The 21,731-nt window shown below is 65.6% G+C and carries 24 protein-coding genes and 1 riboswitch; of the genes, 10 read left to right on the top strand and 14 right to left on the bottom strand.

What is annotated here, in order from left to right; translation table 11 throughout:
- Position 1 precedes the first annotated feature (1 nt).
- The 8 genes from cobO to PSV26_RS08655 are packed head-to-tail and all read right to left on the bottom strand — an operon-like array spanning position 2 to position 7,866.
- Positions 2 to 583 (bottom strand): cob(I)yrinic acid a,c-diamide adenosyltransferase, encoded by a 582-nt coding sequence (cobO, locus tag PSV26_RS08690; RefSeq protein WP_300512474.1) that lies wholly within the window; start codon positions 581 to 583, stop codon positions 2 to 4.
- An 11-nt stretch (positions 584 to 594) separates the two neighbouring features.
- On the bottom strand, positions 595 to 1,362 hold the full coding sequence (locus PSV26_RS08685; protein WP_300569843.1) for an ABC transporter ATP-binding protein: 768 nt from the start codon (positions 1,360 to 1,362) through the stop codon (positions 595 to 597).
- Positions 1,363 to 1,385: 23 nt separating this feature from the next.
- The gene (locus PSV26_RS08680) at positions 1,386 to 2,405 is read right to left on the bottom strand and encodes an iron ABC transporter permease (RefSeq protein ID WP_300569842.1); all 1,020 of its coding nucleotides are present in this window, start codon (positions 2,403 to 2,405) and stop codon (positions 1,386 to 1,388) included.
- Positions 2,402 to 3,319, bottom strand: coding sequence for an ABC transporter substrate-binding protein (locus PSV26_RS08675; RefSeq protein ID WP_300569839.1), 918 nt, complete (start codon positions 3,317 to 3,319; stop codon positions 2,402 to 2,404). The genes PSV26_RS08680 and PSV26_RS08675 overlap by 4 nt, the downstream gene beginning before the upstream one ends.
- Positions 3,316 to 3,903 (bottom strand): bifunctional adenosylcobinamide kinase/adenosylcobinamide-phosphate guanylyltransferase, encoded by a 588-nt coding sequence (cobU, locus tag PSV26_RS08670; protein ID WP_300569836.1) that lies wholly within the window; start codon positions 3,901 to 3,903, stop codon positions 3,316 to 3,318. Before cobU ends, PSV26_RS08675 begins: the two co-directional genes overlap by 4 nt.
- Positions 3,896 to 4,696 carry a cobalamin-binding protein gene (locus PSV26_RS08665; protein ID WP_300569834.1) on the bottom strand — a complete coding sequence of 267 codons (801 nt, stop codon included), beginning with the start codon at positions 4,694 to 4,696 and terminating at the stop codon, positions 3,896 to 3,898. Before PSV26_RS08665 ends, cobU begins: the two co-directional genes overlap by 8 nt.
- Positions 4,693 to 6,027, bottom strand: a complete 1,335-nt coding sequence (locus PSV26_RS08660; RefSeq protein ID WP_300569831.1) for a cobyrinate a,c-diamide synthase — start codon at positions 6,025 to 6,027, stop codon at positions 4,693 to 4,695. The genes PSV26_RS08665 and PSV26_RS08660 overlap by 4 nt, the downstream gene beginning before the upstream one ends.
- Positions 6,028 to 6,045: 18 nt before the next feature.
- Positions 6,046 to 7,866, bottom strand: a complete 1,821-nt coding sequence (locus PSV26_RS08655; RefSeq protein WP_300512482.1) for a TonB-dependent receptor — start codon at positions 7,864 to 7,866, stop codon at positions 6,046 to 6,048.
- Between the two features lie 82 nt (positions 7,867 to 7,948).
- Positions 7,949 to 8,239, bottom strand: a riboswitch (cobalamin riboswitch).
- 36 nt (positions 8,240 to 8,275) lie between these two features.
- On the opposite strand from PSV26_RS08655, the gene PSV26_RS08650 reads away from it, so the two are divergent.
- The 3 genes from PSV26_RS08650 (at position 8,276) to PSV26_RS08640 (ending at position 10,042) form a co-directional block, all read left to right on the top strand.
- Complete coding sequence (locus PSV26_RS08650) at positions 8,276 to 8,536, top strand: cell division protein ZapB (RefSeq protein WP_096669070.1); 261 nt, start codon at positions 8,276 to 8,278, stop codon at positions 8,534 to 8,536.
- Positions 8,533 to 8,898: a cell division protein ZapA gene (locus PSV26_RS08645; protein ID WP_300512483.1), complete on the top strand. Its 366-nt coding sequence runs from the start codon at positions 8,533 to 8,535 to the stop codon at positions 8,896 to 8,898. Before PSV26_RS08650 ends, PSV26_RS08645 begins: the two co-directional genes overlap by 4 nt.
- Positions 8,899 to 9,223: 325 nt before the next feature.
- A complete protein-coding gene (locus PSV26_RS08640) occupies positions 9,224 to 10,042 on the top strand; it encodes a sulfite exporter TauE/SafE family protein (protein WP_300569828.1) in 819 nt (272 codons plus the stop codon).
- Between the two features lie 12 nt (positions 10,043 to 10,054).
- On the opposite strand, the gene PSV26_RS08635 is transcribed toward PSV26_RS08640, so the two are convergent.
- Positions 10,055 to 10,399 carry an antibiotic biosynthesis monooxygenase gene (locus PSV26_RS08635; RefSeq protein WP_300569826.1) on the bottom strand — a complete coding sequence of 115 codons (345 nt, stop codon included), beginning with the start codon at positions 10,397 to 10,399 and terminating at the stop codon, positions 10,055 to 10,057.
- Positions 10,400 to 10,411: 12 nt separating this feature from the next.
- On the bottom strand, positions 10,412 to 11,524 hold the full coding sequence (locus tag PSV26_RS08630) for a cytochrome P450 (protein ID WP_300569823.1): 1,113 nt from the start codon (positions 11,522 to 11,524) through the stop codon (positions 10,412 to 10,414).
- A gap of 63 nt (positions 11,525 to 11,587) precedes the next feature.
- Here PSV26_RS08630 and PSV26_RS08625 point away from each other — a divergent pair, with 63 nt between their 5' ends.
- Positions 11,588 to 12,280, top strand: a complete 693-nt coding sequence (locus PSV26_RS08625) for a winged helix-turn-helix domain-containing protein (RefSeq protein WP_300569821.1) — start codon at positions 11,588 to 11,590, stop codon at positions 12,278 to 12,280.
- Positions 12,281 to 12,291: 11 nt separating this feature from the next.
- Here PSV26_RS08625 and rraA read toward each other — a convergent pair whose 3' ends face one another.
- Both rraA and PSV26_RS08615 read right to left on the bottom strand, forming a co-directional pair.
- Complete coding sequence (gene rraA, locus PSV26_RS08620; protein WP_300569819.1) at positions 12,292 to 12,831, bottom strand: ribonuclease E activity regulator RraA; 540 nt, start codon at positions 12,829 to 12,831, stop codon at positions 12,292 to 12,294.
- Positions 12,828 to 13,109, bottom strand: a complete 282-nt coding sequence (locus tag PSV26_RS08615) for a hypothetical protein (protein WP_300569818.1) — start codon at positions 13,107 to 13,109, stop codon at positions 12,828 to 12,830. Before PSV26_RS08615 ends, rraA begins: the two co-directional genes overlap by 4 nt.
- Before the next feature lie 123 nt (positions 13,110 to 13,232).
- On the opposite strand from PSV26_RS08615, the gene PSV26_RS08610 reads away from it, so the two are divergent.
- The gene (locus PSV26_RS08610; protein WP_293594691.1) at positions 13,233 to 13,685 is read left to right on the top strand and encodes an SWIB/MDM2 domain-containing protein; all 453 of its coding nucleotides are present in this window, start codon (positions 13,233 to 13,235) and stop codon (positions 13,683 to 13,685) included.
- Between the two features lie 211 nt (positions 13,686 to 13,896).
- Here PSV26_RS08610 and PSV26_RS08605 read toward each other — a convergent pair whose 3' ends face one another.
- Together PSV26_RS08605 and PSV26_RS08600 are read right to left on the bottom strand one after the other, a co-directional pair.
- Entirely contained in the window at positions 13,897 to 15,594 is a 1,698-nt protein-coding gene (locus PSV26_RS08605; RefSeq protein WP_300569816.1) for a thiamine pyrophosphate-binding protein, read from the bottom strand.
- A 239-nt stretch (positions 15,595 to 15,833) separates the two neighbouring features.
- Entirely contained in the window at positions 15,834 to 16,142 is a 309-nt protein-coding gene (locus tag PSV26_RS08600; protein WP_300512493.1) for a hypothetical protein, read from the bottom strand.
- 143 nt (positions 16,143 to 16,285) lie between these two features.
- Here PSV26_RS08600 and PSV26_RS08595 point away from each other — a divergent pair, with 143 nt between their 5' ends.
- The 5 genes from PSV26_RS08595 to PSV26_RS08575 all read left to right on the top strand — a co-directional run bounded on the left by PSV26_RS08595 (position 16,286) and on the right by PSV26_RS08575 (position 21,716).
- Positions 16,286 to 16,945 (top strand): TetR family transcriptional regulator, encoded by a 660-nt coding sequence (locus PSV26_RS08595; protein ID WP_300512494.1) that lies wholly within the window; start codon positions 16,286 to 16,288, stop codon positions 16,943 to 16,945.
- A gap of 135 nt (positions 16,946 to 17,080) precedes the next feature.
- On the top strand, positions 17,081 to 18,097 hold the full coding sequence (locus PSV26_RS08590; protein WP_300512495.1) for a tripartite tricarboxylate transporter substrate binding protein: 1,017 nt from the start codon (positions 17,081 to 17,083) through the stop codon (positions 18,095 to 18,097).
- Between the two features lie 109 nt (positions 18,098 to 18,206).
- Entirely contained in the window at positions 18,207 to 19,370 is a 1,164-nt protein-coding gene (locus tag PSV26_RS08585; RefSeq protein WP_300569813.1) for a Gfo/Idh/MocA family oxidoreductase, read from the top strand.
- Positions 19,371 to 19,558: 188 nt separating this feature from the next.
- On the top strand, positions 19,559 to 20,740 hold the full coding sequence (locus PSV26_RS08580) for a dihydrodipicolinate synthase family protein (protein ID WP_300512498.1): 1,182 nt from the start codon (positions 19,559 to 19,561) through the stop codon (positions 20,738 to 20,740).
- 97 nt (positions 20,741 to 20,837) lie between these two features.
- Complete coding sequence (locus PSV26_RS08575) at positions 20,838 to 21,716, top strand: sugar phosphate isomerase/epimerase (protein WP_300569810.1); 879 nt, start codon at positions 20,838 to 20,840, stop codon at positions 21,714 to 21,716.
- Positions 21,717 to 21,731 lie beyond the last annotated feature (15 nt).

Raw genomic sequence — 21,731 nt, 5'->3', positions numbered from 1 at the left:
TTCAGTCTTCGATGCCGCGCTGGGCCGGGATGCCCGCCTTGAACGCATGTTTGACCAGGCTCATCTCGGTCACGGTGTCGGCCAGTTCAATGAGTTCGGGCGGGCAGCGCCGGCCGGTGATGACCACATGCACCTCCTTCGGCCTGTCCTTCAGGGTCTGCAGCACATCGTCGAGCGGCATCCAGCCGTAGATCAGCGGGTAGGTCAGCTCGTCGAGCACCACCATGAAGTTGTCGCCGCTCAAAATGGCCGCTTTGGCTTTTTCCCAACCCTGGCGCGCCAGCTGGGCCGAATGCTCCAGGTCCTGGCTTTTCCAGCTGAAGCCGTCGCCCAGGCCTTCGATCGGAATGCCGAGCTGCTCGAACATGCGGTGTTCGCCGAAACGGGCGCTCGGCACCTTCATGAACTGGAAAATTTTCACGGACTTGCCATGCACATGGTGGCGGCCGTGCGCGCGCAGCGCCAGGCCAAACGCGGCCGTGCTTTTGCCTTTGCCGTCGCCGGTGTTGACAATCAGCAGGCCGCGGCGTTCGCCCTCGGGTTTGTCGTAGGGCTTGTCTGTTGGAGGTGTTTCGATTTGCATGTTGGGGTCTTTCAGAGTCTGGGCACGGCCAGCCACTGGCCGGCCAGCTGGTGCACCGCGATGCGCTGCTCAAATACTTTTTCAACCGCGCGATGCGTGGCCGCGTCGCCGCAGGCGCCCTGGTGCGCGATGCGGCCCTGGTTCATCAGCACCAGTTCATCAGCCTGCAGCGCAAACGAGATTTCATGCAGCACGCTGACCACGGTTTTCCCTTCGGCCACCAGGGCACGCACCATCAGCAGCCAGTCGGTCTGGTGGGGCGGGTCGAGGTTGGCCAGCGGCTCGTCCATCAGCAGCACCTGGGCCTCGACGGCCAGCGCACGCGCCAGCAACACGCGCTGGCGCTCGCCACCCGAGAGCTGGCCCAAGGCGCGGGCGCGCCAGTCCCAGGCCTGCGTGGCGCGCAGCGCGCGTTCGACGGCGGCATGGTCGGCGGCGCTGGGCGCGGCCAGCCAGGCCTGGTGCGGCAGGCGGCCCAGCATGGCCACGTCGTAGGCCGTCAGGTCGTCGGCCGAACTTTCGTTCTGGCCCAGCCAGGACAGCTGCTGCGCACGCTGGCGGCCGCGCAGGCTGGCCAGCGGCTGGCCCAGCAAGGCCACCTCGCCGTGGCGCGGCAGCAGGCCGGCCAGCACCTTGAGCAGGGTGGACTTGCCGGCGCCGTTGGGCCCGACGATGCTGGTCCATCGGCCAGCGGGCAGCGTCAGCGAGATGTCGTGCAATACCTCGACATGTCCGAGGCTGGCCCTTATGGCGCGGGCGTCAATAGCTATTGAATCCATAGCAACTGATGAAGTGGTTGGCATCACAGCCCGGCTCCCCGTCCGGTGTGCCGGTGCATCAGCCAGAGCAGGTAACCGCCACCCAGCACCGCCGTCAGCACCCCCACCGGCAGTTCCTGCGGTGCCACCAGCCAGCGCGCCAGGATGTCGGCCGCCGTGAGCAGCACCGCCCCCATCAGGGCAGCCAGCACAATCAGCCGGCCGTGGGTGGTCTTGACGACGGAGCGCACCAGGTGCGGTGCGGCCAGGCCGACAAACGCGATCAAGCCGGTCTGCGCCACGGCGGTGCCGGTGGCCAGCGCCAGCACCGCCACCAGCGCCACCCGCATCTGCGGCAGGCGCAGGCCCAGGCTTTGTGCGGTGGCTTCACCCAGCGCCAGGCCGTCGAGCACATGGCTCATCATCCAGGCGGCGAGCACGCTGAAGGCGAGTACCGCCGCCATCACGGCACAGGCGGTCCAGCCGACAAAACCGGTGCTGCCCAGCATGAAGGACTGCATGGCCTGCATGATCTCGGGCGTGAGCAGCAGGATCAGCGAGGTGATGGCGCCCAGCACCACGCCGACAATCACGCCGGCCAGCAGCAGGCGCAGCGTGTGCTGCACGCCCTTGGCCAGCAGCAGGGTCAGCAGCACGGCCAGCACCGCGCCGACAAAGGCCGCGCCGGTGAGCCCGATGCGTGCCAGCCAGTGTGTTGCCAGCGGCGAAATACCAAACAGCGCCATGGCCAGGGCCACCCCCAGCGAGGCGCCCGAGGCGCTGCCCAACAGGTAAGGGTCAGCCAGCGGATTGCGAAACAGGCCTTGCGCCACCGCGCCGGCCAGGCCCAGCAAGGCGCCGGCCAGCCAGGCGCCCACGGTGCGTGGCAGCCGGATCTCGCGCACGATCTGCAGGGCCTGCGCGTCGTGCCACATGTTGCGCACGCTTTCAAAACCGGTGCTGCCCACACTCACACCCAGCAGCAGCAAGGCCGCGCTGGCCAGCAGCAGGCCGCCGGCCAGCAGCAGGGGCAGGCGGTGCTGGTTGGGGAACCGCGGACTCATGGTGCGGCCGGCGCCTTGTCTTCGAGGCAACGGGCCATCAGGCGGGCCGCCTCGGCCATGCGCGGGCCGGGCCGCACGACCACGTCGGACTCCACCACGCCGAACACGCAGATGCGCTGCTCCTTCACGGCCTTGATGCTGCCCCAGCCGGGATAAGACGCCATGGCCTGCATGCTGCGGTTGCCGACCATGATCACGTCGGGGTTGGCGCGCACCACGAATTCGGGGTTGAGCCGCGGGAAGGGACCCAGTGCCGCCGGCACCACGTTTTTCACGCCCAGTCGGGTCAGCGTCTCGCCGATGAAGGAGGACTCGCCCGCGGCATAGGGCCCGCGGCTGACTTCAAAATACACCCGCGCGCGCCTGGCCCGGGGCGACAGCGACTGTGCCGCCGCCGAGATGCTGGCATCGATGGTGCGCCACAGGCGGTCCACGCCCTGCGCCTCGGGAATGTCGAGCAACACACCGATTTTCTCGAGCACACGCCGCACGTCGGCGTGGCTCCTGGGCTCCAGCGCCACCACCTTGATGCCCAGCGACTCCAGGCGCTGGCTGGCGCGCGAAGACGTGGCCAGCAGCACCACGTCGGGCCGCAAGGCCACGATGCCTTCGATGTTGGGGTCCAGCCCGCCGCCCAGCACCGGCAGGCTGCGCACGCTGGCGGGGTAGTTCGAATATCGGTCCACACCGACCAGGCGCTGGCACTGGTCCATCGCGCAGACACTCTCCGTCAGCGAAGGCAGCAGGCTGACAATGCGCTGCGGGCTTTGCGCGAAGCTCACGCTGACACCGCGGTCATCCGTCAGTTGCAGGGCGCGGGCTGGCGCCACGGCCAGAAAAGTCAGCGAAAGCAGCAGCGCCGCCCTCACCCCGACCCTCTGCCAGAGGGCGAGGGAGCAGGAAGGAAAGTTCATGGCGGGCCTTTCAAAACCAGCGGCAAACCGGCAGCCATCAGGGTCACGCGCTCACAGGCCTGCGCCACCTCCTGATTCAGCCGGCCCAGCGCATCGACAAAGGCGCGCACCTCGGGCCCGAGCGGAATCACGCCCAGCCCGATCTCGTTGCCGACCAGCACCAGTGGCCCGGGACTTTTTTCGGTTGCTTCCAAAAGCATAGCTGCTGGCGCTTGTGGGTATTGGGCTGCAGCCATATTTTTCTCTGAAACCTCGACCGGCATGAGCCAGTTGGTCAACCACAGCGTCAGGCAATCGACCACCACCAGGGTCTGCGCGTTACCGTGCGCCGTGATGGCCTGGGCGAGCTGCAGCGGTTCCTCGACCGTGGTCATGCCGGGCACCCGCTCGGCCCTGTCCTGCCGGTGGCGCGCGATGCGTTCGCGCATTTCATCGTCCCAGGGCTGGCCGGTGGCGATCAGCACCGCACGATGCGCGGGGGACTGCGCGAGCCAGCCTTGTGCCAGCATCTCCGCACGGCGCGACTTTCCGCTGCGCTGCCCGCCGAGGATCAGTTCGCTGTGCGCCACGGACAGTTTAGTCATGGGTCATGCTCCATTGCATGACGATGCGGTGCAGCTGCTCCACCCCGTCGGTCAGCGCGGCCGGCCCGGGCTGCAGGATGTCCGCCGACTTGATCTCGAACAGCTGCCCATTTTTGACCGCGTTGACGTTCTCCCAACCGGGGCGCGCCGCGACTTTTTCGGGCCGGAACTTCTTGCCGCACCAGGAGCCGATGATGATGTCGGGGTTGCGCGCGACGATCTCGCTGCCATCGGCAATGATGCGGCCCTTGCCCATGGCCATGCGCGCCAGTTCGGGAAAACAGTCGTCACCGCCGGCCACGCCCAGCAGCTCGGAGACCCAGGCGATAGCGCTGATGTGCGGCTCGTCCCATTCTTCAAAAAACACGCGGGGCCGGCGCTTGAGGCCGGCCGCCACCTGGGCGATGGCGGCCAGCCTGTCCTGCATGGCCTGCATCAGCTGCAGGCCGCGCTCGCCCTGCCCGACCATGGCCGCCACCTGGTACATCATCGAGAAAATTTCCGCGATGCTGCGCTGGTTGAACACCGTGACCTGCACGCCCTTGCGGATCAGCTCGGCCGCAATGTCGGCCTGCAGGTCCGAGAAGCCGAACACGCAGTCGGGTTTGAGTTCCAGAATCTTGTCGATTTTGGCGCTGGTGAAAGCGCTGACCCGGGGCTTCTCGGCACGGGCTCGCGGCGGCCGCACCGTGTAGCCCGAGATGCCGACGATGCGGCTCTCCTCGCCCAGCAGGTACAGCCACTCGGTGGTTTCCTCGGTCATGCAGACGATGCGCTGCGGGCCGTGGTTCATGGCTGCGGCTCCGCTGAAAAAAGCCGGGCTGTCGCTGCCGGGCTGGACGCGAACCAGGCGTGGAAATAACTGGCGCGGACCGAACCCGAGACATACAGCGCCTCGCCCTCGCCGCGCAGTTGGCGCCCCGGCGCCGCTTCGGTGCGAGTGGCGGGCTGCAGCGGCGTGGTGCAGGTTGAGTAATGGAAGGTGTGGCCGCGCAGGGTGCCGCCGGCCAAACGCAGCTGCTGCGGGCCCAGCGCGGCCAGGCGTTTTTGCATGCTGACGCTGCCGGGCAGCACACCCCACATCGCGTGGCGATCACCATCGACGGTGTGCAACTCCTCAAACAGCGCCATCATGCCGCCGCACTCGGCCCAGACCAGTTTGCCGGCGCGCACATGCGCAGCGAGGCTGTCCTTCATCGCGCTGTTGGCCGCCAGGGCCTCCAGATGCAACTCGGGGTAACCACCGGGCAGCCAGAGTGCGTCGCAGTCCGGCAAGGCGGCGTCGGCCAGCGGCGAAAAAAACACCAGCTGCGCACCGAGCTCGCGCAGGCAATCGAGATTGGCTGCGTAAATGAAGCAGAACGCGGCGTCGCGCGCCACGGCCACCGTGCGGCCCTCCAGTACACCGGCCGGAAACCCCGGCAGATCCGGCGCCTTGAATGGAACCGCCCAGGCCTGCAAGTCGTCCCCGCTCATCTGGCCCAGCGGGGTGGCGGCCAACGCATCGGCCGCAGCGTCCAGTCGCTGCATGGCGTCGCCGAGCTCATCGGACATCACCAGGCCCAGATGCCGCTCGGGCAACGCCATGGCACTGCTGCGCATGAGGGCGCCCAGCCAGTGATCCGGCTCACGCAGGCTTTCCTGGAGCATCAGCGCATGGCTGTCGGAGGCCACCCGGTTCGCCAGCACGCCGGCAAACCGCAGGCCGTCCCGGTAATGCTGCAAGCCCCAGGCCAGTGCGCCGAAGGTGCCGGCCATGGCCCCGGCGTCAATGACGGCCAGCACCGGCAGGCAGAAACGCTGCGCCAGATCGGCCGCGCTCGGTTGCCCGTCGAACAGCCCCATCACGCCTTCGACAATGATCAGGTCGGCTTCCTGCGCGGCGGCCTGCAGGCGCCGGGCGCAGTCGTCCTCGCCGGTCATCCACAGGTCGAGCTGGTGCACCGGCGCGCCGCTGGCCAGAGCCAGCCAGCAGGGGTCGAGAAAATCCGGCCCGCACTTGAAGACCCGCACCCGCCGCCCCTGGCGCGCGTGCAGGCGCGCCAGCGCACACGCGACCGTGGTCTTGCCCTGGCCGGAAGCCGGCGCGGCGATGAGGACAGCAGGGCAGGAAGGTGCAGACATGGTGTTTTTCCAGCGGGCTTACTTCGGCGCCCACTTCAGGCCGACATAGAGGCTGCGCCCCGCCGTCGCATAGGTGTTGGCAAGCTGGTAGGTCTTGTCGGCCAGATTGTCCACACGCGCGAGGAAGGTCCAGTCCTTCGCCACCGGCGTGCTGGCATGGAGGTTGATCAGGCCGTAACCCGCGAGCACCACGGTATTGCTGGCACTGTCATTGCGACGTCCCGAAAGCTGTGCCTCGGCGCCTACTGTCCAGGAAGCGATGTGGGTGTCGGCCCCCAGGCTGGCGTGATGCCGGGCGCGGCGCGCGAGCTGCCTGCCGGTCGAAAGATCGCGGGGGTTCTGTACATCGAGCGAGGCATGCAGGTTGACCTCGCCGAGCTTGTGGGCGCCCGAGAAAGTCACCCCGGCATATTCGGCGCGGGCCGTGTTGGAATAGCAGCCCAGACCGGACGCGCAGCGCCCCGGCGTGGAGAAGGTGATGAGGTCATTGACCCTGTTGCGGTACACCACCACGCCGAAACTGCTGGCGCCTTCGGCATAACGCAGACCCAGCTCCAGGTTGCGGCTGCTTTCGGGTTGCAGGCTGGACACGCCATAGACGCTGAAACGCTGGTAAAGCGTGGGCGCCCTGAATGCGGTGCCGGCCGACGCGGTGGCCCGCCACTGCGGCGTGAGGGCCAAACCCCAGGCAGCGCTGCCGGTGTTGTGATCGCCGAACTCGCTGTCCTGGTCGTTGCGCAGGTTCAGCTGCAGCGTGTGCCGGCCGCTGCGGTAACCATATCCCAGGGCCAGTGCATCCTGCGAACGGCTTCGGTTGATGGGCGCATTTTCCAGATGATCGACTTTTCGCTCCAGCGCGGCGGTCAGCAAATGACTGCCCAGACGAAGCTCGTTCTGGAACAGGTAGCCATTCAACTGCGTGATGGTCAGGTAGGGCGACGGCGTGGTTTCGTAGCGGTCGCGTGAGTCGGTCACGCTCAGCTTGGTGCTGTAGGCCTGCGTCCATTGCGCCTGCCAGTTCAGCCCCAGCGCCTGCAGGCTGTGCAGGTTGCGCTCGTCGACAAACCTTGTGGCACTGTCGTATTGCGAGTTCATGTCGCTTGCCAGCGCCGTGATCTCCAGCCGGTGGGCCGGATCGACCTGCAAGCCGATGCGGGCGTTGGCCGACCGGCTCTCGTAGCCGTCCCGGTCGGGATTCTGGCCCGCCGTCGGGCGCGAGTTGAAACCCTTGCTGCTTTCGTCGGACAGGCCCAGCGAATAATCGAATGTGCCACTGCTGCCGCTGATGCTGGCATCGGCTTTTTGCGTGCCGTGGGACCCAAAGCCGATGCCGACCGCCGGCGCCGGCGGCCCCTCGCCCCTGCGGGTGAACAGCTGGATCACGCCACCCAGCGCATCGGAACCGTAGACGGCTCCGGCCGGGCCGCGCAGGACCTCAATGCGATCGATCTGGCTGAGCGGAATGGTCTCCCAGGCCGCGCCGCCGGTGGCCTGGGAATCGATCCGGACGCCGTCGATATACACCGCGGTAAAACGTGACTCGGCACCGCGCAGGAACACGCTGGTGGTGCTGCCGGGACCACCATTGCGCGCCATCTCGATGCCGGGTACACGCGCCAGCACATCGGCCAGGCCGGCAGCGCCGCTGCGTTCTATGGCGGCGCGGTCAAGCACGGTGACATCGGCCACCAGATCGGAAAGGGGCTGCGCCGTGCGCGTGGCGGTGACCACGGTCTCCCGCAGTTGCGGGGATGAAGCGGTTTGGGAAAAAGCAGGCCATGCGGCAGCGACCATCAGCGAAAGCGCGGCGGAGCGTGCATGTGATACACAGGTTTTCATGAGAAGAAACATTCAACAAAAGGCCCTCACCGGCTTCCCCGCCAGTGCATGAGCGTTAAAAACGCCCGGTCCAATGAAAGACGCGCGCGTTCACCTTGTTGGCCGGTATCCGGGCTGACGGAACTGCTCTCATCGCCTTCCCAAGCGCGTGTTCAGAACGCTCAGTGGCTGATGACGAAAGCTGAATGTGCCCCGAGTCTGAATCAGGGGTGCGACATTCGTCCGTTTTACCGTTGCGGGGGCAGCGCAGGTTAAAAATTTCGGCGCAATCGGCCCGGGCTGACCCGGTGCGGATGGCCTTGATTCCCTCCTGCTTCCCGTTGAACTGCAGCGTGTGAACCACACCGCGAGCACCAACAGGCAAGATTCTACGCGCCAGAACTGTCCAAACCCTACAATCGGCGCTGACATGTCGAACCCTACCCACATCGACCAGATCGCCGAACGCGTCGAGCGGCTCCTCCTGCGCTACGAGGAGTTGCAGCGCACCAATGCCCTGCTCACCGAGCAGGTGCATGAGTTGACGCAGGAGCGCGACTCCTTGCGCTCGCGCCTGAGCGCCGCCCGCGCCCGGGTCGATGCCCTGCTCGAACGCCTGCCGGATTCGTCGGCGCCGATGTCGGCGGCCGGTCCGGCCCATGGCAGGACACCCGTGGGGTCGGATTCATGAAACAGCTTGACGTACAGATCATGGGCCAGAGCTACCTGCTCGGCTGCCCCGAGGGCGGCGAGGCCAGGCTACTCGACGCCGTGGAAAAGGTCGACGCGGCCATGTGCAAGATCCGCGACGCCGGAAAAATCAAGGCGCGTGACCGCATCGCCGTGCTGGCCGCGCTGAACCTGGCTTTCGAGCTGTCCGAGCTGGAGGCCAATGCGCTGAAGGCGGCGCACAGCACCCCGGCGCCGGCCGCCGCCCCGGCCAGATCCCACGGCACGGGCGTGTCGGCAGCCGAAGCCGCAGCGCAGCCGCAACTGGCGGCCTTGCTGCAACGCCTGGACAACGCACTGGGCGTGGACGGCCGCCTGCTTTAACGCGGTCCATCAGCGGGGCACCTGCCGTTGCCCCAGGCCAGCGCGGCGCGCGCCAAACGCCTACAATCAAAGCGTCTGCGGTACACATCGGGCTTTATATTTCCTTGTACCAATGCTCTTAGAGCACGGGCTTGGTAAATTGTCAGGCAGGCGTGATCGTCTCGCGTCAGACGAACCCGAAACCTGACTGCCCTCGCCCACCTGAACCCTGGTTCAGGATGACGGCCCGGTGGTATTCGCAGACACCTCTTTTCACCCGTCGACACCCCCGCCGTCATTCCCGTCCAACCCGCTTGCTCCGGCAAGCAGCCTGCCCTTACGCCGCATGACCTTCGAACCCCTGCTCATTCTTGAACTTGCCCTGCTGGGCGTCGGCACCGGCTTTCTTGCGGGCCTGCTGGGCATAGGCGGCGGCATGCTGATGGTGCCCTTCATCACCATCATCATGGCCCAGCGCGGTGTGGCGCCGGACCTGGCCGTCAAGATGGCGATCGCCACCTCGATGGCCACCATCATCTTCACCTCCATCTCCAGCGTGCGTGCCCACCACAAACGCGGCGCGGTGCGCTGGGACATCGTCCGACGCCTGGCCCCAGGCATCGTGGTCGGCAGCATCATCGGCAGCCTGGGTGTGTTTGCCTTGCTCAAGGGTTCTTACCTGGCGATCTTCTTCGGCCTGTTTGTGAGCTTCTCTGCAACCCAGATGTTTCTGGACAAGAAGCCCAAGCCCACGCGCCAGATGCCGGGCACGGCCGGCCAGTTTGCGGCCGGCGGCGGCATTGGTTTCCTGTCGGGGCTGGTGGGCGCCGGCGGCGGCTTCATCAGCGTGCCGTTCATGACCTGGTGCAACGTCGCCATCCATAACGCGGTGGCCACCTCGGCGGCGCTGGGCTTTCCGATTGCGGTGGCCAATGTGCTCGGTTACGTGATCAGCGGGCAGTCGGTGCAGGGCCTGCCCCCCGCTTCCTTCGGCTACATCTGGCTGCCGGCGCTGGTGGTGATTGCGATCTGCAGCTTTTTCGTCGCACCGGTGGGCGCCAGGCTGGCGCACAAGCTGCCCGTGAGCAAGCTCAAGCGCGTTTTTGCCAGCATCCTGTATGTGCTGGCGGCCTACATGCTCTGGAAGGGCCTGAGCAGCCTGTAGCCCCTCAGGCCATCAGCCATGCGCCTGGCGTGAATCGGCCGGCGCTTCGTCCCGTTCCTTCAAGCCGTAGTCGCGGATCACCTCGGCAATCCGCAGCCGGTAATCCCTGAACATGGTGGACCTTCCCGCCGCCTGTGCGGCGCGGTGCGCCTCCAGGTTGCGCCAGGCCTGCAGGCAGGATTCGTCGCGCCAGAACTGCAGCGAGAGCAGCTTGTCGGGCTCGCTCAGGCTCTGGAAGCGTTCGATCGAGATGAACCCCTCCATCTTCAGCAGCTCGGTCTTGAGCTCGGCGGCCCAGTTCAGGTAACCCTCCCGGTGCGCCGGATCGGGCCAGACTTCAAAAATAACCGACACCATGGAACGTCTCCTTCATTGTTCAAAAACAGGAATGCGCGCATTCGGCAGTGGCCGGAACCCGATGCAGCGCCCGAAATAAGCATCAAACTGGCCTGCAGCCCTCATCCATAAAGCGCAGGCAGCTACCATTTCAATAGCAATTGCGGCGCCAGGGCAGGCATGGAGGCCAGCACCGAAACCGACGCTCCGGCCACCCTCACGGTGTACATGAAAACGATCGGGCTGCGTGTTGAGGGTCTCGTCACGGTTAGCGCTGGCCAGCACCAGCAGCAGGGCCTGGCCCGCCGCTATCGGCTGGCCCCGCAGTGTCAGCGCTTCGGCCGCGAAACGCCGGGTGTTCTGGATGGGCGCGGCGCAACGCTCGACCTCGCGCACCAGCGCACACATGGCTTCAGGTGATGCGTCGGCAGCCGCCGCCTGTTGCGCGTCCTGCGTAAGATGCAGTGCCACATGGCCGAGCAGGCCGCTGCCCGCATCGAGGGCCTGCTGCATGAAGCCGATGCGGTTGGCGGCCTGCACCGCTGACAGGCCCTGCGCCCGTCCCTGCGCCATGAGCGCCGCGGCCGCCGCGTTGGCCAGCGCCACGGCCTGCGCGTCGGCGCCTGGCGCGATGCCCTGCGTGAACTGCGCGGCCCAGCGGCAGGTGGCCTCACGTTGTCCTTCCGGTACACCGAGCAGCCGAGCCATGGTCTGCACCGGCAAAGCGGCAGTGAACTCATTGACCGGCAGGCGTGGCCGCAGGTCGCGCGCGGCGTCTTCGGCAGCGCGTGCCACGTCGGCCAGCGCCCAGCGCCGTGCCGCCCGCGCCACCCCGGGCTTGTGGACCGCGTGGAAGTCACCGTCCGTCATGCGCACCAGTTGCGCGAAGACCTCGCCGGCTGCCCCGCCCTGCAGTGCCCGCGGCACCGGCTCGGCCGGCGGGCGCACACGCAGCGCCGGATGGACCAGTGCCGCGCTGACGGCCGCATGGCTGCTGGCCACCCAGAGGCCGAGGCGGGTGTCGAAAAACAGCGGGCGCTCCTGCCGCAGTTGGCGGTAGAAGGGATAAGGGTCGGGGTGGGTCACCGCCTCCACGGCGTCACGGGGAAAAACGGACTCAGCGGCGGCATCATGGGGAAAAGACATGGGCCCAGTGTCCCCAGCGGCGCCGTCCTTGTCCAGCGCCAACAGTTTGGCTAACATCGAACCATGCCTGCAGAACCCGACATCACCCGCATCGCCGCCACCATCGGCGACGCCAGCCGCATTCGCATGCTGGTGCTGCTGATGGAAGGCCGCGCGCTGACAGCCAAGGAGCTCGCGCTGGGCGCAGGCATCGCGCCAGGGACGGCCACCACCCACCTGCAGCGCCTGCTCGATGACGGCCTGGTGGCCGCCACCGCGCAGGGCCGCCACAAGTATTTCCGCTTTGCCTCGCCGGAGGTGGCGCAGCTGGTCGAGTCGCTGATGCGTGTGGCGCCGAAACGCAAAAGCGGAAAGTCTCCGGCGTTGCTTGAGCCGATACGCCAGGCCCGCTTCTGCTACGACCACCTCGCCGGCAGCCTGGGCACCGGCTTGCTGGCCATGCTGCTGCGCAGACGCTGGCTGGAGGGCGACACCGGCGATGCCCGACAGCTGCTGGTGACGCAAGCCGGCGAGAAAGCCCTGCGGGCCCTGGGGCTGGACCTGCCCGAGCTGCGCAGCAGGCGCCGCCAGTTCGCCTGCACCTGCCTGGACTGGTCGGAGCGCCGGGACCACCTGGGCGGCGCGCTCGGCGCGGCGCTGGCCAGCCACTTCACGCAGCAGGGCTGGATCGCGCGCAAGAAACACTCGCGCGTGGTGCAGGTCACCACCGAAGGCGCGTCACGATTCAGCCGCCTGGGTCTGAAGCCGCACGGCTGAAAATCCGGTGATCAGGCCTGCAACGGCGCCGGCATCACGACGATGCCGTCCTCATCGGCATACAGCCAGTCGCCGGGGTACACCCACACGCCCTGGATCTGTACCGCCACGCCGGCCTGCCCTTCGTTGCGTTTCTCAGTAGGCAGGGGCATCGAAGCCAGCGCGCGTATGCCGACCTGGCATTGCGCGAGTTCGGCGACGTCGCGCACGCAGCCGTCAACTACCACCCCCGCCCAGCCGTTTTTCGCAGCGGCTGCGCCGAGGTTGCCGCCCAGCAACGCGCGGCGCAGCGAGGCGCCTCCATCGACCACCAGCACGGCGGGCACGCGACCCAAGGGTGTTTCCACCAGGCCGCTGCCATCCACTGCGGCCTTGACGAGCGAGTTGTCTTCAAAACATTTGAGGGTGACGACCGGCCCGCAGAAGCGGGAAACACCGCCAAAAGGCCGGAACACAGGGGGCAGCACGCGAAATCGACCCGAGCTGTCGTTTTTATGAGCGTCGCACAAATCACAGGTGGCAAAGTGCGCGGGAACGGAAGGGCTGGTCATGGGCGTTGTCCTTTCAGGGAGCGGGCTGCGGTGAACATGCAAAGAAAAACTGCCGCAAGCATACCGTGCAGCCGGGGACCTTGCGGGGCAAATGCTGTGTGCTGGCGCGGTGTTAAGCCAGCTTCCTCCGGTGCTGGGTGAGCACGTTCCACGCCTCGCAGCGCAGCCTTTTCCGCCTGCTTTTTCACCCACGGCAGGCGGCGCGGCATGAGAGAGAGCACGCGCAGCGCCGCCCGGGGTGCGACGTTTTGGATCCTGTCGAAGTAAATCTGCAACATCCAGACCCAAAAAAATTGCGTTTTCCCTATGAAACCGCTGTTTTCTCCAGTAGCATCCCCCTTGCCAGTGAAGAGTAGTTATCTGCATTGGTGATTTATCAACTTCTAGAAGGAAAATCAATCATGGCAACTGCAAAAAAAGCACCGGCAAAAAAAGCAGCCGCAAAAAAGGCTGCACCGGCAAAGAAAGTAGCTGCGAAAAAAGCAGCTCCAGCGAAAAAAGCCCCTGCGAAGAAAGCACCGGCTAAAAAAGTAGTGGCGAAGAAAGCCCCTGCAAAAAAGGTCGTGGCCAAGAAAGCCCCTGCAAAAAAAGCGCCCGCCAAAAAGCGTACGCCCAATGCAGCTTTCATGAAGCCACTGACACTGAGCCCCGCCTTGTCGGCTGTGGTTGGCGCTGCTGCGCTGCCCCGCACCGAGATCGTGCGCAAGCTCTGGGTCTACATCAAGGCCAAGGGTCTGCAGGACAAGATCAACAAGCGCATGGTCAACGCCGACGAAAAATTGCGTGCCGTTTTCGGCAAGGCGCAAGTGTCGATGTTCGAAATGGCTGGCCTGATCGGCAAGCACGTCAAGTAACTCGACGCAAAGGGCTTGCCCCGCGTTCGCGCGGGACAGGACCCCGTAGAAAGGGCCACGCAAGTGGCCCTTTTTTTTTAGCCCCCACGGTTGCTCACTGCGTGTAGCGCCCTGCCCCCCGAGGGGGCCGCTGCGCCTGCGGACTGGCAAAGCCAGATCCGCGGCCCCTGCTTGAAAATGCAGCCCCCCACTCCAAGCGGAACTTGCCGGGTCAGCGCTGCGCTGCGTTGGTAATACTGCTCAAGGTGCCGCGCGTGCTGATGACTTCCGGGTCCAGCATGATCTCGATCAGCGCCCCTTGTGTGCCCTGTAGCGCCTGACGCAGTGCGGCTTCGAACTCGTCCGTGCGCGTGATGCGTGTCGCGCTGTAACCGTAGGCGCGCGCGAGTGCGCAGAAGTCGGGGTTCTGCAGATGCGAGCCGCTGACATGGCGCGGGTACTCGCGCTCCTGGTGCATGCGGATGGTGCCGTACATGCCGTTGTTGAGCAGCACGATGATGCTTTTGGCGCCATGCTGTACCGCTGTCGCGAGTTCCTGGCCGTTCATCAGGAAGTCGCCATCGCCGGCAATCGTGAAGGCGGTGCGGCCGGACACGATGTTGGCAGCGATGCCGGCCGGAACGCCGTAACCCATGGCGCCCACCGTCGGTGCCAACTGTGTCTTCAGTCCTTTCACCAGCCCGTGATGCGGGAAGAAGCGGTGCACCCAGCTCGCAAAGTTTCCGGCGCCGTTGGTCAGCACGGCGTCTTCCGGCAGCAGTTTCTTCAGGGTGGCGACGATGGCCGGCATGTCGATGCTGCCGGGCAGCACCACGCCGCCATTGGCCGGATCGATGTTGGCGCGGTAGTCCGCATTGGCGGACTCGGCCCAGGCCTGCCAGGGCACGGAGACGGGCGCGGTCAGGACTTCCAGCGAACGCGCCGCGGCATTCATGGTGGCGTTGATCGCCAGGTCGGCCTGGAACACGCGGTTGAGTTCCTCGGCGCTGGCGTGGATATGCACCAGTTTCTGTTTGGGCCGCGGCGATTCGATGAGCGTGTAGCCACCGGTGGTCATTTCGCCCAGGCGCGGGCCGATCGCCAGGATCAGGTCGGCCTCCTTGATACGCGCGGCGAGCTTGGGGTTCAGCCCGATGCCGACGTCACCGGCATACAGCGGATGGTGGTTGTCGAAGGTATCCTGGAAACGAAAGGCATTGCCCACCGGCAGCGACCAGTTTTCGGCAAACCGCTGCAGCGCCTGCGCGGCCTGCGGCGTCCAGCCGCCGCCCCCGGCAATCACCAGCGGGCGCTCGGACTGCAGCAGCATTTCACGCAGCGTGCGTAGCGAGCCGGGGTCGCTCCAGGCCTCGACCGCTTCCACACGCGGCAGCGGCTCGGCGTCCACCCTCTGCGTCAGCATGTCTTCGGGCAGCACCAGCACCACCGGACCGGGCCGGCCGTTCATGGCGGTCGCAAACGCACGCGCCACGTACTCTGGAATGCGCCGCGCATCGTCAATACGCTCCACCCGTTTGGCCATGCCTTTGGTCGAAGGTCCGAAGAAACTGCTGTAGTCGAGCTCCTGGAAAGCTTCGCGGTCGCGCGTGTCGCTGGCCACGTCGCCGACAAACAGGATCATGGGCGTGGAATCCTGGAACGCCGTGTGCACACCGATGGAGGCGTTGGTGGCGCCGGGACCGCGCGTCACGAAGCAGATGCCGGGCCGGCCGGTCAACTTGCCGTGGGCTTCGGCCATGAAGGCGGCACCGCCCTCCTGCCGATTCGTGATGAAACTGATCTGCTCGCGGCAGGCATGAAAACCGTCGAGCACCGCGAGGTAACTTTCACCCGGCACGCCGAAAGCATGGGTGACGCCCTGGGCCACAAGGCATTGAACAAGAAGATGGCCGGCAAGTTGTTGTGTCATGTCCTCATTGTGCCGCCGGAATAGAGCCCCCACGGTTGCTCACTTCGTGTAGCGCCCGAGGCCTTGCAGGCCGCCGCTCGCCAGGGGTTTCGCTTCTGTCGCCTGTCCAAAGCTGCGCAGGCAGCTCTGGTGCCGCAGGCTCCAGCCCCTCGGGGGCCGCTGCGCCTGCGGACTGGCGGAGCCAGATCCGCGGCCCCTGCCTGGAGGGAAACCCGCGCGCTTGTCACCGCGCGTTGCGGTTATTCGGGGGTGGTGTTGTCGCCGTCGGCGCCGCCGGCCTCCAGCGCCTGGCGGGCCAGCTCTTCCTCGCTCAGCGGCGGCGCCTCCTCCAGCGCCCGCAATTCCTCCAGGAACTCCGGCGTGGGCTGCTCGTGCTCGAGCAACACTTCTTCCAGCTTCTGCCGGCCGGTCTCTACATGCACGGAAGGTGAATGCAGCTCGGTCGGGGGCACCGGAAATTTTTCGCCCAGCGTGAACTTCAGCGCCTCGGCTTTCTCATCAACCCAGTGTGTGAAGTCACCGTCTTTGGGGGTGTCCGAATTGGTCATGACCATCTCCTTGCATGTCGGCACCGGCGCGGCTGGCCGGTCCCTGCTTCATTATGGAGGTACGCTTGGCGCCGTGCTGTCAGCCAATGCGCTCCGCAGCCGAAACTCTTGCCTTAATTCACCAAACAGTTAAATTATCCGCCATGCCAAGCCCCAAAAGCACAACCGTCAAACCTGCCGAACCCCGCTCGCGCGACGCCGACCGTTCGCAGCAGGCCATCTTGCTGGCAGCCCGCGACGAGTTTGCGCAGCACGGCCTGGGCGGTGCGCGGGTGGACCGCATTGCCGAACGCGCGGACGTCAACAAACGCCTGATCTACTACTACTTCAAGAGCAAGGACGAGCTGTTCCTGGCGGTGCTGGAACAGGCCTACGCGCACATCCGCGAGGCGGAAACCAGACTGCACCTGCAGGGCATGCCGCCAGCCCAGGCCATCCGGCGGCTCACCGAATTCACCTGGGAGTATTACCTCGAACACCCGGAGTTCCTGACGCTGCTCAACAGTGAAAACCTGCACCAGGGCAGGCATCTGGCGATGTCCAGCCGGGCCCGCGAAACCAACTCGCCGCTGATCGAGACGCTCGCCGACATCCTGGAACGCGGGCGCGCCGAAGGACTGTTCCGCGGCGGCATCGACCCGCTGCAGCTCTACGTGTCGATTGCTGGCATGGCGTATTTCTACCTCTCCAACAACCACACCCTGTCGGCCATTTTCGGGCGTGACCTGATGACCCCCAAGGCGCGTCATGAACGCCTGTCGCACATGTGTGAAGTGATCCTCGGGTATGTCCTTAGAAACTGAAGCGGCACCGCGTTGACGCGGGCTCGCCATTGTTCTTACAATTCTTAATTCACTTAACGGTGAATTAGGCGTAAACTCCGGCCTGTTTGAGTCGCCGGACTTCCGTTTCTTCCAAATGCCCTTCAGGAGACAACCATGACTTTTGCACGCCGCGCCGCGCTGGCTTCGCTCACTTCCCTTACCGTCCTGGCCGCGTTCTCGCCGCTGGCCGCCAGTGCCCAAGGCGCCACTTCGACCAGCTCAGGACAGGCCTACCCGACCAAGCCGATCCGGGTCATCGTGCCCTTTGCCGCCGGCAGCACGACCGACATCATTGCCCGCGCCATCGCCGACAAGATGGGCCAGAGCATGGGCCAGACCCTGGTGATCGACAACCGCGGCGGCGCCAGCGGCACCATCGGCCAGCAGGCCGTAGCCACCGCCGCCCCCGATGGCTACACCATCATGATCCATTCGTCCTCGCACACCGTCAGCCCCTCCACCTTCGCCAAGCTGCCCTTCGACACCCTCGGCGACTTTGCCGGCGTGACACCGATCTCCAGCACCCCCAACGTGCTGGTCATATCGCCGTCCAAAAACATCAAGACGCTGCAGGAGCTGCTGGCCGCCGCGCGCGCCAAGCCCGGCAGCATGAACTTCGCTTCCGCCGGCCAGGGCAGCGCCACCCACCTGAATGCCGAGAAATTCAAGCTCGCCGCCAAAATCGAAGCCACCAACATCCCGTTCAAAGGCTCAGGTGAAGCCGTGACGGAAGTCATGTCCGGCCGCGTTGACTACTACTTCTCGCCGATCGCGCCGGTGATCGGCCAGATCAAGAACGGCCAGCTGGTGGCCCTGGCCGTCGGTTCGCCCAAACGCGCCAGCGCCCTGCCCCAGGTGCCGACCACCGCCGAAGCCGGCGTTCCCGGCTCCGAGTTCAACTTCTGGATTGGCATGATGGCCCCGGCCAAGACGCCGCGCGACATCGTCAACCGCCTGCACGACGAAGTGGTCAAAGCCCTGGCCACCCCCGAAGTCAAGGAGCGTTTTGCCGCGCTGGGCGCCGAAGCCTGGACCATGAAGCCCGAGCAGTTCGACAGCTACATCAAGGACGAGATCAAGAGCAACGCCGTGCTGGTGAAAGCCGCCGGCCTGTCGCCCGCTCCCCAGTAATTTCCCCGCGGCCGGAGCGCGCCTGCGCCGGTCGGTTCAAGCCCTTGCGCTTTGACCAGACCGGCCCGGTGCGGCCGCCGCATTCCCCACCCCCTCTCCAAGGAACCCCATGGCCACCCACCGACTAGGAATCATCATGCACGGCGTCACCGGGCGCATGGGCATGAACCAGCACCTGATCCGCTCCATCGTCGCGATCCGCAAACAAGGCGGCGTCACGCTCTCCAACGGCGACAAGGTCATGCCCGACCCGATCCTGATCGGCCGTAACACCGAAAAAATCGAGGCCCTGGCCGAGACCTGGAACATCGAACGCTGGGGCACCGACCTCGACCAGGCGCTGGCCAACCCGGACGACAGCATCTTCTTCGACGCCGGCACCACACAGATGCGCCCCACCCTGCTGGCCAAGGCGATTCGCGCCGGCAAACATGTGTACTGCGAAAAGCCGATCGCCACCAACCTCAACGAAGCCGTCGAGATCGCGCGTCTGGCTGAAAAATCCGGCCTGAAACACGGCGCGGTGCAGGACAAGCTCTTTCTGCCCGGCCTGCGCAAGCTCGACATGCTGCGCCGCGCCGGCTTCTTCGGCAAGATGCTGTCGGTACGGCTGGAATTTGGCTACTGGGTGTTCGAAGGCGACCTGCAGCGTATCCAGCGGCCGAGCTGGAACTACCGCACCGAAGACGGCGGCGGCATGATCCTGGACATGATGTGTCACTGGCGCTATGTGCTGGACAACCTGTTTGGCGAGGTCAAGTCCATCTCCTGCATTGGCGCGACCCACATCCCCGAGCGCTGGGACGAAGCCGGCAAGCCCTACCAGGCGACGGCCGACGACGCCGCCTACGCCACCGCCGAGCTGATCGGCCACAACGGCGAGAACGTGATCGCGCAGATGAACATGTCCTGGGCCACCCGCGTGAACAGGGAGGACCTGGTCACCTTCCACGTCGACGGCACCCACGGCTCGGCGGTTGCCGGCCTGAGCGCCTGCAAGGCCCAGTCGCGCGTCAACACGCCACGTCCCGTCTGGAACCCGGACGAAAAACAGACGATGAATTTCTCCGCCCAGTGGCAGGAGGTCCCGGACACCCAGACCTACGACAACGGCTTCAAGATCCAGTGGGAGCATTTCATCCGCCATGTGGTCGAAAACGAGCCCTACAAATGGACCCTGCCTGAAGGCGCCAAGGGCGTGCAGCTGGTCGAGGCCGCGCTCGAAAGCTGGAAGGAACGCCGCTGGGTGGATGTCGATCCGCTACAAGTTTGATAACTGCTTGCGCCTTCCGGATAAGGGCTGGAGGCATCTTTTATGAACAAAACAGCCCCTCATCGGATTGACACCCTCTCCCTCTGGGAGAGGGCAGGGGTGAGGGTAAGGCCGCAGACCCTCACCCTAACCCTCTCCCAAAGGGAGAGGGGACGAGATATGACCAGTTACATCAAGAGGTAGATTTCATGGCTTTGACCCTTACCCTGCCCGTCGTCACGGGCCAGCTGCAGCCCTACACGCTGCAAGGCGCAACACCCGTGAAGCCCGCGGCGGGCATCAAGTTCAACCGCATCGCCTACTCGGCGGCGCACGTGGTGGCCGATCCGCTGGCCGTTAACGATCCCTGGGTGAACTGCGCCATCGACTGGGACTGCACCATCGCCTACCGCCGCCACCTGTGGTCGCTGGGCCTGGGCGTGGCCGAGGCCATGGACACGGCGCAGCGTGGCATGGGCCTGGACTGGCCGACCTCGTTGGAGCTGATCCGCCGCTCGCTGGAAGCGGCGAAGGACGTGCCCGGTGCCCTGGTCGCATCCGGCTGCGGTACCGACCACCTGGTGCTGGAAAACGTGAAAACCGTCGATGAAGTCATCGCCGCTTACGAAGAACAGATGGCCGCCATTGAAAAGCTGGGCGGCAAACTCATTGTGATGGCCAGCCGTGCGCTGGCGCGCGTTGCCAAATCACCGGCCGACTACGAACGCGTCTACGACCGCATCCTGAGTCAAGCCAAACAACCCGTGGTGCTGCACTGGCTGGGCGACATGTTTGACCCGGCGCTGGCCGGCTACTGGGGCACCAATGACGTCGATGCTGCCATGGACACGGCGCTGGGCATCATTGCCGCGCACCCGGACAAGGTTGACGGCATCAAGATCTCCCTGCTGGCCAAGGACAAGGAAATCGCCATGCGCCGGCGCCTGCCCGCCGGCGTGCGCATGTACACCGGCGACGACTTCAACTACGCCGAGCTGATCGCCGGTGACGGCTTCGGCAGCGAACTGTTTCACGGCCAGAGCGATGCACTGCTGGGCATCTTCGACGCGATTGCACCGGCCGCCAGCGCCGCCCTCGGTGAACTCGCGCAGGGCAACGTGGAGAAGTTTCACGCCATCCTCGGCCCCACCGTGCCGCTGTCACGCCATATCTTTGCCGCGCCCACGCGTTTTTACAAAACCGGCGTGGTCTTCATGGCCTGGCTCAACGGCCACCAGAGCCACTTCACCATGGTCGGCGGCCAGCAGGGCACACGCTCCTTGCAGCACTTCGCCGAGCTGTTCCGGCTGGCCGATGCGGCGAACCTGCTCGAGCATCCCGAGTTGGCGGTACGGCGCATGAAAACGCTGTTGGCCATGCACGGCATCTGAGGCCCGGATCCATTCCGGCTGAGCTTGTCGAAGCCTTCTCCGACTTTCATGCAAGCCCTTCGACAAGCTCAGGGCGAACGGGATAAAGGTAATTTCCATGCGCGACTTCTCCATCGACCACCGCTGGCTCTCCATCAACACCGCGACCATCCGCAAAAGCCGCGGTGTCGAGCAGCCGTTGACCGCCATCATCGAAGCCTGCGCACAGCGCGGCATCCGTGCGATCTCACCCTGGCGCGACCAGGTGGCCGCCGCCGGCCTGCCGGCCATCTCGAAACTCGTCAAAAGCCACGGGCTGGAACTGTCGGGCTACTGCCGCGGCGGCATGTTCCCGGCCGTGGATGCGGCCGGCCTGAAGGCCGCACGCGACGACAACCGCCGCGCGGTGGACGAGGCCTGTGAGCTCAACGCCGCCTGCCTGGTGCTGGTGGTCGGCGGTCTGCCCGGCGCGCTGGCCGGAAAAGCCGCGCACAAGGACATCGCGCTGTCGCGCCACCAGGTCAGCGACGGCATGGCCGAACTGCTGGAGTACGCCAAGGCCGCCAACATGCCCTTGGCGATCGAACCGCTGCACCCGATGTACGCCGCCGACCGCGCCTGCATCAACACCCTGGAGCAGGCGCTCGATGTCTGCGACGCGCTTGATCCGTCGCGTAGCGGCGCGTTGGGCGTGGCGGTTGACGTCTACCACGTCTGGTGGGACCCGAAACTCGAAGCGCAAATCCAGCGCGCCGGCAAGAAGCGGCTGATGGCCTTCCACGTCTGCGACTGGCTGACACCCACCGCCCACCTGCTGGAAGACCGCGGCATGATGGGCGACGGCGTCATCGACATCCCGAAAATCCGCGGCTGGATCGAGGCCCAGGGCTTCGCCGGCTACAGCGAAGTGGAGATATTTTCCACCGGCAACTGGTGGCAACGCGATTCAGCCGAAGTGCTGGACACCTGCATCGCCCGGCACCGCAGCGCGGTGTAGGCGCGGTCTGGTCAG

The sequence above is a fragment of the Polaromonas sp. genome, assembly GCF_029945685.1.
GTDB lineage: Bacteria > Pseudomonadota > Gammaproteobacteria > Burkholderiales > Burkholderiaceae_C > Polaromonas.
The sequence above is the reverse complement of the archived record's forward strand: the minus strand, read 5'-3'. Positions and strand labels throughout refer to the sequence as shown.